The sequence below is a fragment of the Amycolatopsis sp. NPDC003676 genome, assembly GCF_053587275.1.
The window spans coordinates 1-13,223 of the sequence record NZ_JBSFNS010000034.1 but is presented as its reverse complement, the minus strand read 5'-3'; the positions used below and the strand labels follow the sequence as shown (position 1 = coordinate 13,223).

General features: G+C 69.1%; 15 protein-coding genes. 5 read left to right on the top strand and 10 right to left on the bottom strand.

The features are described from left to right. Position 1 precedes the first annotated feature (1 nt). The 4 genes from ACWDNU_RS21180 to ACWDNU_RS21165 form a co-directional block, all read right to left on the bottom strand. Positions 2–1,552 carry an MDR family MFS transporter gene (locus tag ACWDNU_RS21180; RefSeq protein ID WP_449670142.1) on the bottom strand — a complete coding sequence of 517 codons (1,551 nt, stop codon included), beginning with the start codon at positions 1,550–1,552 and terminating at the stop codon, positions 2–4. Between the two features lie 80 nt (positions 1,553–1,632). After that, positions 1,633–2,241, bottom strand: coding sequence for a TetR/AcrR family transcriptional regulator (locus tag ACWDNU_RS21175; RefSeq protein ID WP_449670141.1), 609 nt, complete (start codon positions 2,239–2,241; stop codon positions 1,633–1,635). Positions 2,242–2,322: 81 nt separating this feature from the next. After that, positions 2,323–2,997: a hypothetical protein gene (locus tag ACWDNU_RS21170; RefSeq protein WP_449670140.1), complete on the bottom strand. Its 675-nt coding sequence runs from the start codon at positions 2,995–2,997 to the stop codon at positions 2,323–2,325. After that, positions 2,994–3,446 carry a hypothetical protein gene (locus ACWDNU_RS21165; protein ID WP_449670139.1) on the bottom strand — a complete coding sequence of 151 codons (453 nt, stop codon included), beginning with the start codon at positions 3,444–3,446 and terminating at the stop codon, positions 2,994–2,996. The genes ACWDNU_RS21170 and ACWDNU_RS21165 overlap by 4 nt, the downstream gene beginning before the upstream one ends. A gap of 152 nt (positions 3,447–3,598) precedes the next feature. On the opposite strand from ACWDNU_RS21165, the gene ACWDNU_RS21160 reads away from it, so the two are divergent. Beyond that, positions 3,599–4,342, top strand: coding sequence for an SDR family NAD(P)-dependent oxidoreductase (locus ACWDNU_RS21160; RefSeq protein WP_449670138.1), 744 nt, complete (start codon positions 3,599–3,601; stop codon positions 4,340–4,342). A 158-nt stretch (positions 4,343–4,500) separates the two neighbouring features. After that, positions 4,501–5,727 (top strand): LCP family protein, encoded by a 1,227-nt coding sequence (locus ACWDNU_RS21155; protein ID WP_449670137.1) that lies wholly within the window; start codon positions 4,501–4,503, stop codon positions 5,725–5,727. Here ACWDNU_RS21155 and ACWDNU_RS21150 read toward each other — a convergent pair. The 4 genes from ACWDNU_RS21150 to ACWDNU_RS21135 are packed head-to-tail and all read right to left on the bottom strand — an operon-like array spanning position 5,724 to position 8,369. Further along, the gene (locus tag ACWDNU_RS21150) at positions 5,724–7,076 is read right to left on the bottom strand and encodes a sensor histidine kinase (protein ID WP_449670136.1); all 1,353 of its coding nucleotides are present in this window, start codon (positions 7,074–7,076) and stop codon (positions 5,724–5,726) included. The genes ACWDNU_RS21155 and ACWDNU_RS21150 overlap by 4 nt on opposite strands. Beyond that, on the bottom strand, positions 7,073–7,753 hold the full coding sequence (locus tag ACWDNU_RS21145) for a winged helix-turn-helix domain-containing protein (protein WP_370935846.1): 681 nt from the start codon (positions 7,751–7,753) through the stop codon (positions 7,073–7,075). The genes ACWDNU_RS21150 and ACWDNU_RS21145 overlap by 4 nt, the downstream gene beginning before the upstream one ends. Positions 7,754–7,803: 50 nt before the next feature. Beyond that, positions 7,804–7,977 (bottom strand): hypothetical protein, encoded by a 174-nt coding sequence (locus tag ACWDNU_RS21140; protein ID WP_449670135.1) that lies wholly within the window; start codon positions 7,975–7,977, stop codon positions 7,804–7,806. Further along, positions 7,974–8,369, bottom strand: a complete 396-nt coding sequence (locus ACWDNU_RS21135; RefSeq protein WP_370935848.1) for a hypothetical protein — start codon at positions 8,367–8,369, stop codon at positions 7,974–7,976. Before ACWDNU_RS21135 ends, ACWDNU_RS21140 begins: the two co-directional genes overlap by 4 nt. Before the next feature lie 142 nt (positions 8,370–8,511). Between ACWDNU_RS21135 and ACWDNU_RS21130 the strand changes: the two genes are divergently transcribed. Continuing rightward, complete coding sequence (locus ACWDNU_RS21130) at positions 8,512–8,880, top strand: winged helix-turn-helix transcriptional regulator (RefSeq protein ID WP_449670134.1); 369 nt, start codon at positions 8,512–8,514, stop codon at positions 8,878–8,880. A gap of 64 nt (positions 8,881–8,944) precedes the next feature. On the opposite strand, the gene ACWDNU_RS21125 is transcribed toward ACWDNU_RS21130, so the two are convergent. Both ACWDNU_RS21125 and ACWDNU_RS21120 read right to left on the bottom strand, forming a co-directional pair. Beyond that, complete coding sequence (locus tag ACWDNU_RS21125) at positions 8,945–10,837, bottom strand: alpha/beta hydrolase family protein (RefSeq protein ID WP_449670133.1); 1,893 nt, start codon at positions 10,835–10,837, stop codon at positions 8,945–8,947. Between the two features lie 48 nt (positions 10,838–10,885). Beyond that, the gene (locus ACWDNU_RS21120; protein WP_449670132.1) at positions 10,886–11,650 is read right to left on the bottom strand and encodes an IclR family transcriptional regulator; all 765 of its coding nucleotides are present in this window, start codon (positions 11,648–11,650) and stop codon (positions 10,886–10,888) included. 157 nt (positions 11,651–11,807) lie between these two features. Between ACWDNU_RS21120 and ACWDNU_RS21115 the strand changes: the two genes are divergently transcribed. Further along, positions 11,808–12,518: a CoA transferase subunit A gene (locus tag ACWDNU_RS21115; RefSeq protein WP_370935852.1), complete on the top strand. Its 711-nt coding sequence runs from the start codon at positions 11,808–11,810 to the stop codon at positions 12,516–12,518. Next, complete coding sequence (locus ACWDNU_RS21110) at positions 12,515–13,144, top strand: CoA transferase subunit B (RefSeq protein ID WP_370935853.1); 630 nt, start codon at positions 12,515–12,517, stop codon at positions 13,142–13,144. Before ACWDNU_RS21115 ends, ACWDNU_RS21110 begins: the two co-directional genes overlap by 4 nt. Positions 13,145–13,223: the final 79 nt, after the last annotated feature.

Genomic DNA, 13,223 nt, shown 5'->3' with positions numbered 1-13,223 from the left:
CTCAGGCCGCCTCGTCCGCCAGCCGTTCCAGGCCGCTCTTCGTTTTGAGCGGCAAGTGCTTCAGGAACGCGACTGCCACCACCACGAGCAGCGCGATCGGCGCGCTGATCAAGAAGAGATCGCTGGTCGCCACTCCGTAAGCCTCGCGGATCACCGCCACGACCGGGGCGGGCAGCTGCGCCAGGTCGGGCACCTTCCCGCCGCCGGACCCGGCGGACGCGGCCGGCCCGAGCCCGTCGGCGATGAGCGTGCCGACCCGGCTGGCCAGCACCGCGCCGAGCGCGCTCACGCCGATCGACCCGCCGAGACTGCGGAAGAACGACAGCGTCGAGGTCGCCGCGCCCAGATCGGCGGCGGGCACGTCGTTCTGCGTGACCAGCACCAGGTTCTGGTTGAGCATGCCCACGCCGACGCCGAGCACCAGCATGAACAGGCTCAGCTCCAGCAGCGAGGTGTGCGCGTCGATCAGCCCGAGCAGGCCTAGTCCCGCCGCCATCAGCACCGCGCCGAGCAGCAGGAACGGCTTCCACTTGCCGGTGCGGCTGATCAGCTGACCGGACACGGTCGACGACACCAGCAGCCCGAAGATCATCGGCAGGCTCATCAGCCCGGCCACCGTCGGCGATTTGCCGAGCGCAAGCTGGAAATACTGGGACAGGAACACGGTGCCGCCGAACATCGCGACGCCGACCAGGAAGCTCGCGACAGTGGCGAGAGTGACCGTGCGGTTGCGGAACAGCGCCAGCGGCACGACCGGCTCGCGCACCTTCGACTCCACCCACACCGCGAGCACCAGCACGAGCACGCCGACCGGCACGAGCACCGCGGTCTGCCAGGAACCCCACTCGAAAGTCGAACCGGCCAGCGACGACCACACCAGCAGCGTCGAGACGCCGAGCATGATCAGGAACGCGCCGAGGTAGTCGACGTGCACTTCCCGGCGCAGCGTGGGCAGGTCCAAGGTGCGCTGCAGCAGCAGGATCGCCGCGATCGCGAACGGAACGCCGAGGAAGAAGCACCAGCGCCAGCCGAGCCAGGAGGTGTCCACGAGCACGCCGCCGATCAGCGGGCCCGCGACCGTGCCGACGGCGAAGACCGCGCCGAAGACGCCGGAGAACTTGCCCAGCTCGCGCGGCGAAACGATGGCCGCCATGATCACCTGCGCGAGCGCGGTGAGCCCGCCGCCGCCGATGCCCTGGGCGATCCGGCTGAGGATCAGGATGTCGATGTTCTGGGCGAACCCGGCGACCAGCGAGCCGACCACGAACAGCCCGAGCGAGAGCTGGATCAGCAGTTTCTTGTTGTACAGGTCGGAAAGCTTGCCCCAGAGCGGGACGGTCGCGGTCATCGCGAGGAGTTCGGTGGTGACGACCCAGGTGTAGGACGACTGGCTGCCGCCCAGTTCGGACACGATCCGCGGCAGGGCGTTCGCGACCACAGTGGACGCGAGGATGGCGACGAAAATGCCCATCATCAGGCCGGACATCGCCTGCAGCACTTGCCGGTGGCTCATCGCCGCGGGCGCGGGCGATTCCGCGGTGGACAGGGACATGACAGTCCTTTCCGGACTCAGGTGGGAGGGGTAGTTCGAGCAGCGCGGGGTCCCGCGATCGAGGATCTCGGTGGTACGGCTCAGCGAGGGTCGGGCAGGCCGGCGGCAGCGGTGGCGGCGGCCTCGTCGAAGATTTCGAGCAGCGGCTGGGCCCCGTTCCGGGCGGCCCAGCGGCTGAGCGAGGTGTTGAGCACTCCGCCCGCCACCGCGAGCAGCAGCGACGGGAACAGGTCCTTCTCCGCGTCGGTGCCGCTGCGCCGGGCGATCGCGGCGATCATCGGATCGCGCGAGCCGGAGTTGAGCACGGTCGCCCGGATGAGCAGCGACGGATCGCCGTGGATGATGCGCAACCGGGTGAGCCATTCGTCGCGGTCCCGCTCGATGTCCGCGAGGTCCTCCCGGACGGTCGCGATGAACGCCGGAAACGCGTCGATCCCTTCCGGCTGCGCGACGAACCGGGCGATCGTCCGCTCGGCCCGCTCCGCGTGGTCGGCGTACGCGAGGAGGACGGCGTCTTCTTTGACCGCGAAGTAGTTGAAGAACGTGCGCGCGGACACGCCCGCTTCGGCGGCGATGTCGTCGACGGTGACCTGGTCCAGACCACGTTCGTCGATCAGCCGGAGCGCCGCGAGCGCGATGGTGCGGTGGGTTTCGAGCTTCTTGCGCTCGCGAAGACCGGGAGTGGACACCGGATCAGCGTAGCTAGATCTTGCAGAGTCTGCAAAGTTGCAGTTTGTGAACCAGGGCACCTGGCCCTCGATGGAGACCTGCTACTGCTTGGCGTGTCCCGGAGCGATGGAAACCTTGCTGGCGTTGATCATCTCGGTGACGATGCGCCGTCCGCCGATATCCAGCATGTGCTGGGCGATGACCCGTTTGCGTTCGTCCTCGTCCGTCGCCTGATCCGCACAAGCGGTGCTGATCGCTTTCAGGTGCTTGTCTTTGTCGCGGTCGGTGAAGCGGTCCGCGCTGCGGATGTAGTTGCAGGTGAACTTCTCGATTTCGGCCAGCGGGAGCAGCACGATCTTCGGCATGACCACAGTCGTCAGCCACGCGGACTGGGCCACCGCGCCGTGATCGTCCAAGGCTTCGTCGATGATCTTGCGAAGTCGTCCGTAGTGCCGTCCCAGTCCCAGCGCGCTGTGCTCCTTGCCGGACTTTCGGGTCGCGAGCTGCACACGAAGCAGGACCGGGCCGCCCAGTCCGGCCACGATGCCGCCGCCCAGCCCGCCGGACCAGGTCCCGGTGCGGTCGACCAATGGCAAGACCACCACGAACGCGACCAAGGTGGCCAGCAGGTCGAGTCCGACGCGAGCGGACAGCCAGCCGAGGATCCCTGATCTCCGGTAGGCCAGCGGTTTGGTCAGCGACGAGTTCAGCTCGATCACGGTCACAGCGGCCGACAGAGAACCCGCCGACAGGAAGCCGATCATCGTGCCGCTCATTCGCCGCCTCCGATGAGCGAATCAGCGACTTGCTTGCGGTAGCGGATGTCGGAACTTTGCCCGTGTTCGTCGCGTTCCGCGTCGAGCAGTCCCAATCCCAGGAGGCGCTGGACCGAGGTCCGCGCGCGGCTCGGCGGCAACGCGGTTGCGCTGCACAGCTGTGCCAGATCCAGTGCCACGCCCTGCTTCGTGCGCCGAAGAATCTGGATTTCGTCCGCGTGGAGCAGCAGCGTCAGTATTTCGCGATTCTCTGCGGGCGCGCCGGGTTCCCCATCACCAGTACCGACGTCCTGTTTGGCGGCCTCATTGCGCAACTGCGTCAACGCTCGCGAACTCTTCGCCATGACTTCACGTTCGCGCCAGCGAAGCGCCAGGCGCGAGAAAATCGCCCCGGCGATCCCTGACAGCAAACCCAGCGTCGTACTTGCCGTCGAAAGCCACGCACTCACGGTTAGCTCGCCCTCCTCCGTCGAACGCTTATCACAGGTCGCGGTGTGAGCGCTGCGTGTTACATGCGTCGCAGTTGGGCTCTCGGTCGGCTGCGGCTGGCGAATCAGGGCACCTCTGCCGCCCTCGGAGCGGGCTGGCAGACTCACCGACCGTGAGCGGAACGGTGCTGGTACTAGGCGGACGCAGCGAAATCGGGACGGCGGTGGCCGTCCGGCTGGCGCGCGGGGGTGCGAAGCGGTTCGTGCTCGCCGCGAGGCCGGGCGCGGACCTCGCGGCGCAGACGGCCGAACTGCGCGAAGCGGGCGCGGAGACCGTCGCGACCGAGGACTTCGACGCCGACGATCTCTCCGCACATCGCCCGCTGCTCGATCGCGTCATCAAGGAACACGGCCCGCTCGAGACGGTCGTGCTGGCTTTCGGCATCCTCGGCGATCAAGCCCGCGCGGAAACCGACGCCGCGCACGCCACCGCGATTGTGCACACCGATTACGTCGCTCAGGTGTCCGTGCTCACTCACACGGCGGAACTGTTGCGTACTCAGGGTTCCGGAAATCTGGTCGTCTTCTCGTCGGTCGCCGGGATTCGCGTGCGACGGGCGAATTACGTGTACGGATCGGCGAAAGCAGGGCTCGACGGGTTCGCCTCGGGCCTCTCGGACGCACTGCACGGCACCGGCGTGCACCTGCTGCTCGTTCGGCCGGGCTTCGTGATCGGCCGGATGACGGAAGGAATGTCGCCCGCGCCGTTCTCCAGTACCGCCGATCAGGTTGCCGACGCGACCGTTTCCGCGCTGCGCCGACGGCGGGAAGTCGTGTGGGTGCCAGGGGTGTTGCGCTTGGTGTTCGCGGCGATGCGGTTCGTGCCGCGCGCGATGTGGCGGCGGATGCCGCGCTGAACTCCCTGTGCCCGAAGGGATACCGGCTGTCGCCGCACACTCGGCCGAACGGGCAGCATCACATCTTCGCGACAGGTTTCTCAGGCTATTCCCAGCTAACGCGGTGATCCTCGAACGCGGGGGTCGAAATCCGTCCCCGGGGAAGCGAGGAACCGGCCGTGCTGATCACGTCCCGGGGCCGCCGGATCGGCGGCCGGGCAGTGCTGGGGGTGGTGTCCACCCTGGTGCTGGGCGCCACCGGATTCGCGTGGTCGCAATTGCACCGGCTCGACACCAGCCTCGTCACCGCGGACGTCATCCCGCCCTCGGCGCAGGTTCCGGACACTCCGGCCGGGGAACCGCTCACCGTCGCGCAGAACATCTTGTTGGTAGGTCTCGATTCCCGTACCAAACCGGACGGGACGCCGCTGCCGCAGAACGTCCTCGACGCGTTGCACGCGGGCAGCGGGGACGACGGCGGCAACACCACGGACACGATGATCGTGGTGCACGTCCCGGTCGGCGGGGCGGCGGCCACCGCGATCTCGATCCCGCGTGATTCCTATGTGGACATTCCGGGTTACGGCAAGCACAAGATCAATTCGGCCTACAGTCGTGCCCGGGCCGATCAGCGGGGAAAGCTCGCGCAGCAAGGAATGAGCGGTCCTCAGCTTGAGGTAGCGGCCGACGCGGCCGGTGCGAAGTCGGCCATCGCCGCGGTGCAAAAGCTCACCGGGCTCACCATCAATCACTACGCCGCGGTCAATCTCTCCGGGTTCGCCGCTCTGAGCCAAGCGGTCGGCGGAGTGCAGGTGTGTCTGAAGGCACCGGTGAACGATTCCTTCTCCGGAGCGAATTTCCCCGCTGGAGTGCAGACGATCTCCGGTACGCAGGCGCTCGCCTTCGTGCGGCAGCGGCACGGCCTCCCGAACGGCGACCTGGACCGGATCGCGCGGCAGCAGGCGTTCATGTCCGCGATGGCGAAGACCGTCCTCGGCTCCGGCACTTTCACCGATCCCGCGCGGCTTTCGTCCCTTGTGGACGCTTTGGAAGGTTCGGTGACGCTTGACCACGGCTGGAACCTGCTGAGCTTCGCCGATCAACTGCACGGTCTCAGCTCGGGCGCGATCGCGTTCGGCACGATTCCGGTGCAAAGCCTGTCGCTGGCCACTCCGGCCGACGGGGACGCGGTGAAGGTGGATCCGGCGCAGGTGAAGCAGTTCGTGCAAACCCAGATCAGCTCGCCGGACGTCTCGGCGTCCGGGGGAACCTCCGACCCGGGCACCGTCCGTCCCTCGTCGAGCGGCGGCGCGGTGCGGCCGATCGCGGAGACCACGACGCCGACGCCTCCGGCGGGCACTCCCGCGCAGCCGAAGATGACGACCGCCAGCGGGTGCGTGAACTAGGCCAGCGGCAGCGTGATGGTGAACGCGGCCCCGCCTTCGGGGGCCGGTCCAGCGGTCAGGGTGCCGCCCATTCTCGTCACCAGCCCGTGCGCCAGCGCCAAGCCGATGCCGGATCCCACCGGGCGGCTGTCGCGGTACCGGGCATTGAGGACGCCGCGTTCGAAAGCCACCGGGTAGTCCTCCGGCGCGAGCCCCGGGCCGCCGTCTCGGACCGACAGGTGCGCGTGGCCGTCCGCGACCGTCAGCGCGAACACCATCGGCGCACCGGCGGGGGTGACGCGCAACGCGTTCTCCGCCAGGCCGTCCACGACCTGGTGCAGCCGCCGGGCGTCGGCGGCGACCATGGCGGTTCCCGGGGGAGACTGCACGCTGAGCGGGACGTCCGAGCGGGCGCAGCGCAGCTGCCACACCTCCGCGCAGTCGCGAACCAGCGCGGCGAAATCGAAAACGTCCAGGTCGAGCTGGAATTCGTCGGCCCCGAGGCGGGCGAGTTCAAGCAGGTCGGACACGAGCCGTTCCAGGCGTTGCGCTTCGCGGTGGATCGTCTCGCCGGCGCGGCGGGCGTCCGGGCCTTCGGCGACTCCGTCGGCGATCGCCTCGGCGAAACCGGTCACTGCGGTCAGCGGGGTGCGAAGTTCGTGCGACACCGACAGCAGGAATTCCCGTTGGCGGGCTTCGCTTCGGGCCAGCGCGTCGGCGAGTTCGTTCAGCGAGCCCGCGACTTGCGCGACTTCGGCCGGACCCTCGACCGGCACCCGGACGTCGCGTCGACCGGCGCTGAGACTGCCCGCGGCGGCTGCGGCGCGGCGGAGGGGGCGGCCGAGCAGGCGTCCGGAGACATATCCGGCGATGGCGGCGACGAGAAGCCCAATGCCCAGGGCTAAGAGGATGTTGCGCAGCAAGGCATGTTGGGTCGCCTCGGCGCTGCGCACCGGCTGCACGAGCGCGAACGCGGCTTGCGGGCCGACCGGGCGCACTTCCACGAGGTAATCGACATTGCCGATCGCGACCCGCGTCGAATGGTCCTTTCCGGACGTCAGCCCGGCCCGTTCCGCCGCGCGCACCGCGGTCGCCTGGCCGGAATTCTGGCCGCTGACCCGGTGCACGACGACCTCGATGCCTTGCCCCCGCACGACCGCGGCCGCCTTGCCGATCGCGAGCCGGTTGCCGATGCCGGTGTCGTCGAGCTGCCCGGCGATGACGTCCGCCTGATCCCGCAACGACTGCTGCAGCACCGAATCCGCGGTATTGCGCACCAATCTGGACGCGACGATCCCGGCCACGAGCACCGCGATCCCGGCGACGGCCAGGCACACCACGGTGATCCGGAGCGCGAGCGTGGTTTTCATCCGGCGTCCGCCGCGTACCCGATGCCCCGGACTGTCCGGATTGGACTGTCGTCGCCGAGTTTCGCTCGCAGCTGCGCGACATGCACATCGACGGTGCGGGTCCCGGCCGCAGCGGCATAGCCCCAGACCGCGCTGAGCAGCTGATCGCGCGACAGGACCTGGCCGGGATGCCGCAGCAGATGAGCGAGCAGATCGAATTCGGTGGAGGTGAGCGTGATCTCGGCCTCGCCCGCCCACGCGCGGCGGCCGGGCACGTCGATGCGCACGCCGCCGCAAGCGAGTGTCGTGGATGGACTCCCGGACGCTCGGCGCAGCACAGTCCGTACGCGAGCGGCGAGTTCACGAGGGCTGAACGGCTTGGTGAGATAGTCGTCCGCGCCGATTTCCAGCCCTAGCAACCGATCCAGCTCGTCGTCGCGGGCGGTCACGAACAGCACAGGCGTCCAGTCGCCCGCCGCACGCAGTGCCCGGCAGATCTCGATACCGTCCATTCCGGACAGTCCGATGTCGAGCACCACGGCGACCGGCCGCAACCGGCGGATCGCCGCGAGCGCCTTCGCGCCGTCCGGCTCGACCTCCACCCCGAACCCGTCGCGCCGCAGGTACAGCGCGGCGAGCTCGGCGATCGCGGTCTCGTCCTCCACGACGAGGACGAGACCGCGGCCAGCTGACCCCATGCGGGCTCCCGTTCCTCCGGCCGGCTACGTCGGGGGAAACGGTACGCGGGTCACCGCGACCCGTCGCCCGCCATGTCGGACTGGATCGAGTCCAGTGTGGACTGGATGCCGGTCAGATCGCCGTTCGATGCCGCCCCCGACGACGGCGACGAACCGTTGTCGCACGCCGCGCAGCCGAGTCCGACGACGACAGCAGCGGCAGCGATCGCGATCAGCCGCTTCACTTGGGCGCCTGGCAATGCGCGGCGGTGAACGCGTCGAGCTGCTTCGTCGCGTCCGCCAGCTCGCCGATCCGGCTCTGCCGCTTGTCCGCGCGCTTCTGCAACCGGTCGGCCTGCGCGGTGTGCCCCTTCGTGCGGGCGTCGTTCGCGCGCGCCTTGAGATTCGCGACCGACCCGGAGACCTCGGGTCCGCCGTTGATCCGGTTGGTCAGGTTCTGGGCCTGTTTGCGCAGTTTCGGCACCCAAGCCGTGCACATCTGCTGCACTTCCTGCGGGCTCAGCGTGACCGGAGCCGGCGCCGGAGCCTGCGTGTCCGCGCTGGCGATCGGCGCGGCCACGAGCAGCCCGGCCGCGATCCCGCAGCCCGCCAGTGCCAGCCGCCTCGTTCCTCGCATCGTTCTCGTCCTCCCGTGTCGGTGTTCCCGATGACCACCGTCGCGCGCGGGTGTACGAGGGGTGTGGGCCGAATGTTCGGGTTCGGTAAAGCCTGCCGACCCGGCGGAGTGTTACTCTCTTGCGGAGAGTGAGGAGGCCGCCGTGCTGGGAAATCCGTACGACCGCGACTGCCCGACGCGCCAGCTGCTCGACCGGATCGGCGACCAGTGGACGGTGCTGATCGTCGGCGCCCTGACCGACGGCCCGCTGCGGTTCACCGAGATCGGCAAGCGCGTCGAGGGAATCTCGCAGAAGGTCCTGACGCAGACCCTGCGCAGCCTGGTCCGCGACGGCATCCTGATCCGTACGGCGTACCCGGTGATCCCGCCGAAGGTCGAGTACGAACTGACCCAGCTGGGCCGCAACCTCGCCGAACCGCTGGACCTGCTGGACCGCTGGGCCCGCCGGAACATGGACCAGGTGACGGCTGCCCGGGCGGCTTACGACGCTGCCGCCGCTACTGCCTCGTGAGTGGCAATGCCGGTTCTAACCGGCATCGCCACTCACGAGGGCTGCCGCATATGAGCACCCCGGATCAAGGGCGGAGCCAGCGGTCGAACCAGGCGCGGGTGCGGCGCAGGACGTCGAGCTGGTGGTTGCGTTCCCGGATCGAGTGCCCCTCTCTGGGATAGATCACGAACTCGTGCTCGGCGCCGAAATGGCGCAGTGCCCGGTGGAAGTACCCGGCTTGGCCGAGCGGGACGTTGGTGTCCTCGGCCCCGTGCAGGATGAGCACCGGGGTCCGGACGCGGCTGGCGAAGGAGACCGGGCTGACCGCGTCGTGCGGATGTGGGCCGATCCCCTCCCATCCGATGCTGCCGCCGAGCGCGGCCTCGAACTGCCCGTTCTCCCCGGTCGCTGCGAGCATTCCCCAGTCAGTGACACCGGCGAGAACCAGCGCGGCGCGGAACCGGTCGGTCTGCCCGATCGCCCAGGCGGCCATGAATCCGCCGTGGCTGCCGCCGGCGATGCCCAGTCGGTCGGGGTCGGCGATGCCCTCGGCGATGAGCAGGTCGATGCCGGTCAGGATGTCGGTCCATTCCTCTCGGCCGACCCTGCCTGCGACGTTGGCCGCGAACTGGTGGCCGCGGCCTTGGCCGCCGCGCGGATTGGGCAGGAACACCGCGCAGCCGGCGGCGGCCAGCCATTGCGCGCTGGGGAACCAGAACAACTGCAGGCGATCGGCGTATCGGTCGTAGGGGCCGCCGTGCGCGATCGTGACGAGCGGGAACGGGCCGTCCGAGGCGGATTTCCCGGCCGGCAGCACGAGCAGGCCGTCCAGATCGAGGCCGTCGGCGGCACGGTAGGCCAGCGGTCGCTGGGCGCCGAACGTGATGCCGTCCAGTTCGGGACGGGTGTCGGTGACCTTCCGCAGCGGTCCGGTCGGCGGTCCGACGTGGACGTTCGCGGGCTGGTAACGGGTGCCGGTCAACGCCGCGATCGTGGTGCCGCCGGGGGTGGCAGTGAGGGCGTCAAGGCGGCCGCGATGCTGCGACAAGGTCGTGGGGCCGGTGGGGTCGAGCCGGGCCAGGATCGTGTTCAGGCCGTCGGCGAACACTATGAGCGGGGCGGCGTCGGTCTGGCACAGTTCGGTGGGGCACCTCGGAAGGCCGGTGGTCCGATTGCGGCGGACGCGGCTGTCCATGGCCAGGTCGAACACCGCGGTGCCGGCCTGCAGAACCGGCGGGGTGAGGGCGACGTAACCGAGGTGCCAGCCGTCCTCGCCGTGCCACCAGGTCAGGGAGTGCGCCTCGGCCTCGACCGGTCCGAGGTCTTCCGCGGTCCCCGTGATGGGGTCGAACAGGTGCAGCCGCCCGGTGCGAGGGCCGTAGTCGTGGTCGCTGCTGGCCTGGGTGAGCACGGCGAGCGGACCGCCGCCGGGTCGTTGCCGCAGTTCCACGACGTGCCGGTCGCCGAACACCTCCGGGGTGGCGACCTGACCGGTGCGCAGGTCGAGCAGACGCAACCGGGCCCGCGGTTCGCGCTCGCCGACGACAATGGCGTCGTCGCGGTCCCGTGCGCGACGCGCGTCCTGCTCGGTGGGCTCGTCCTCGGCGAGCAGAGCGACCACGTCGGGGTCGGCGAGCGGCAGGTGGTCGAGGATGCCCGCGCGCCAGTCGGTCACCGCGGCCGCGGTGCCGTCGGCGAGCCGGTGCACCTGCGAGGTGCCGCGGTCGGCTCGGTCGGACAGGAAAAACAGCGTGCCCGAGACCGGGGACCAGCGTGGTCGAGACTCCGTCGCGGTGTGGGCGGTTGCCCGGTGCGCCGCAGCGTCGGCGAGGTCGACGAGCCAGAGTTCGGTGTCAAGGTGGTCACCGGTCCGGCTGACGGGAGCGAGGACGTAGCAGAGCAATTGCCCGTTCGGGGCAAGGGCCGGGGTTTGCGGGGCGCGACCATCAACGACGAGTTCGGCGGTCAGACCTGTCATTCGCTCAGTCTGCCCATCTCCACAGCGCAGCACACTGGCCGGAAGCAGTCACGCCTCCCGGAGCACGTTCGTCAACGTATGCGCCTCCTTGAGCAGCAACGCACCCAGCTCCGCCCGCCGCTCTTCCCGGAACCGCGACTCCACCCCGGTCAACGTCAACGCCCACGCAGGCTCCCCGCTCGGCGTGAAGACCGCAGCCGCCATTCCCCAGCTGCCCTCCACCACCAGCCCGGGATTGGTCGAGTACCCGTCCTCCCGCGTCCGCGCGACCCGGGCACGCACGTCCTCCGCCCGGTGCGCCGGGCCCCATTCGGTCGTGAGATCCACAGTGGACAGATACTCCTCGACCTCCCGGTCCGGCAGCATCGACAGCACCACCAGCCCCGCCGACACCACGCCCAGCGGGAACCGCGCGCCCTCGTACAGCACGAACGAGCGGATCGGGAAGTCGCCGTCCTCGCGCAGCAGGCAGACCGTCTCGTTGCCGCGGCGGGCGGAGAAGAACGCGCTTTCCCCGGTGGCCGCGGCCAGCCGGTGGACGCTCGCGCGCGCCTGCTGCGTCACGTCGTAGCGCGGGGCGGCGGCTTCGCCCAGCAGGTACAGCTCCGGGCCCAGGTACCAGCGGCCGCTCTGCCGGTCGCGGTCGACGTAGCCCTCGGCGGCCAGCGACGCGAGCAGCCGGTGCACGGTCGGGCGGGCCAGGCCGCACTGGCGCGCCAGCTGAGAGGTCGACGCTCCGTCGCGGTAGGTGGACAATGCGCGCAGGACCGCGGACACCCGTCCGACTACGTGGTCAGGAGGCGAGGTGGGCACGGGTTCGAGGGTACGTCCGCTCAGTGGACGCATCGGGCGCGGGTGTTCGGTGCGCGAGAGGTTTGCCGGGGATCCCGGCGTGTCGGTTGACCCGTTTCCCCTGCGCTGGGTTGTATGCGGGGACTGACCACTCACCGAACGAAGTGGAGAGGATGCCGTGCCGACGAAGTACCGCAGCGCCGCGGAGGCCCTCGACGGGCTGCTCGAGGACGGGCTGACGATCGCGGTCGGGGGCTTCGGCCTCACCGGGAACCCGAACGACCTCATCGAGGCGGTCCGGGACTCGGGCGTGCGCGATCTGACGATCGTCTCGAACAACATGGGAGTCGACGGGGCCGGGCTCGGCATTCTGCTCGAGAACCAGCAGGTGCGGCGGGTGATCGCGTCGTACGTGGGCGAGAACAAGTTGTTCGCGCAGCAGTATCTCGACGGGACCGTCGAGGTCGAGTTCACCCCGCAGGGGACGCTCGCCGAGCGGATGCGCGCCGGCGGCGCGGGAATCCCGGCGTTCTACACCAAGTCCGGCGTCGGCACGCCGATCGCCGAGGGCAAGCCGCACGCCGAGTTCGACGGGGTCACCTACGTGCAGGAACGCGGGATCGTCGCCGATCTTTCGCTGGTGCACGCGTACGTCGCGGACCCGGCCGGGAACCTGATCTACCGGTACGCCTCGCGCAACTTCAACCCGCTCGTCGCGACGTGCGGGAAGGTGACGATCGCCGAGGCCGAGCAGGTGTCGGACGAGTACCTCGATCCGGAGCGGATCACCACGCCGGGGATTTACGTGCAGCGGCTGATCCAGGCGACTGCGCGGGAGAAGCAGATCGAGAAGCGGACTGTGCGCGTGCGTGAGGAGGCGTCGGCGTGAGCTGGAATCGGGACGACATGGCCACGATCGGGGCTCGCGAGCTGCGGGACGGCGATTACGTGAATCTCGGGATCGGGATTCCCACGCAGGTGGCCAATCATATTCCGGACGGTGTGCAGGTCACGCTGCACAGCGAGAACGGGATTCTCGGATTGGGGCCGTTTCCCTGGGAAGGGGAAGAGGATCCTGATCTGGTGAACGCTGGCAAGCAGACTGTCACGTTGCAGCCCGGGGCCAGTTTGTTCGATTCCGCCGAATCGTTCGCGATGATTCGCGGCGGGCATATCGACCTGGCGTTGCTGGGGGCGTTGCAGGTCGGAGCCAATGGGGATTTGGCCAACTGGACTGTGCCTGGCGCCTTGGTCAAGGGGATGGGCGGGGCGATGGATCTCGTCGCCGGGGCTCGCCGGGTGGTGATCATTACGGATCACACTGCCAAGGACGGGACGCCTAAGATTGTCGAGAAGTGCACGCTGCCGTTGACGGGGGCTGGAGTGGTGAATCGGATCATCACTAACTTGGCGGTGCTGGATGTTACTGAGGACGGGTTGAAACTGGTGGAGTTGGCGCCTGGGGTTTCTCTCGAAGAAGTGCGGGAGAAGACTGGGGCGCCGATCGCTGAATAGCTGCGTGGGGGCACCCCGAAGGGCACATCGTCGCGGCGGAGCAGACGGCGGCCGTGCTGATCGCTCTCCGAGAGGAGAG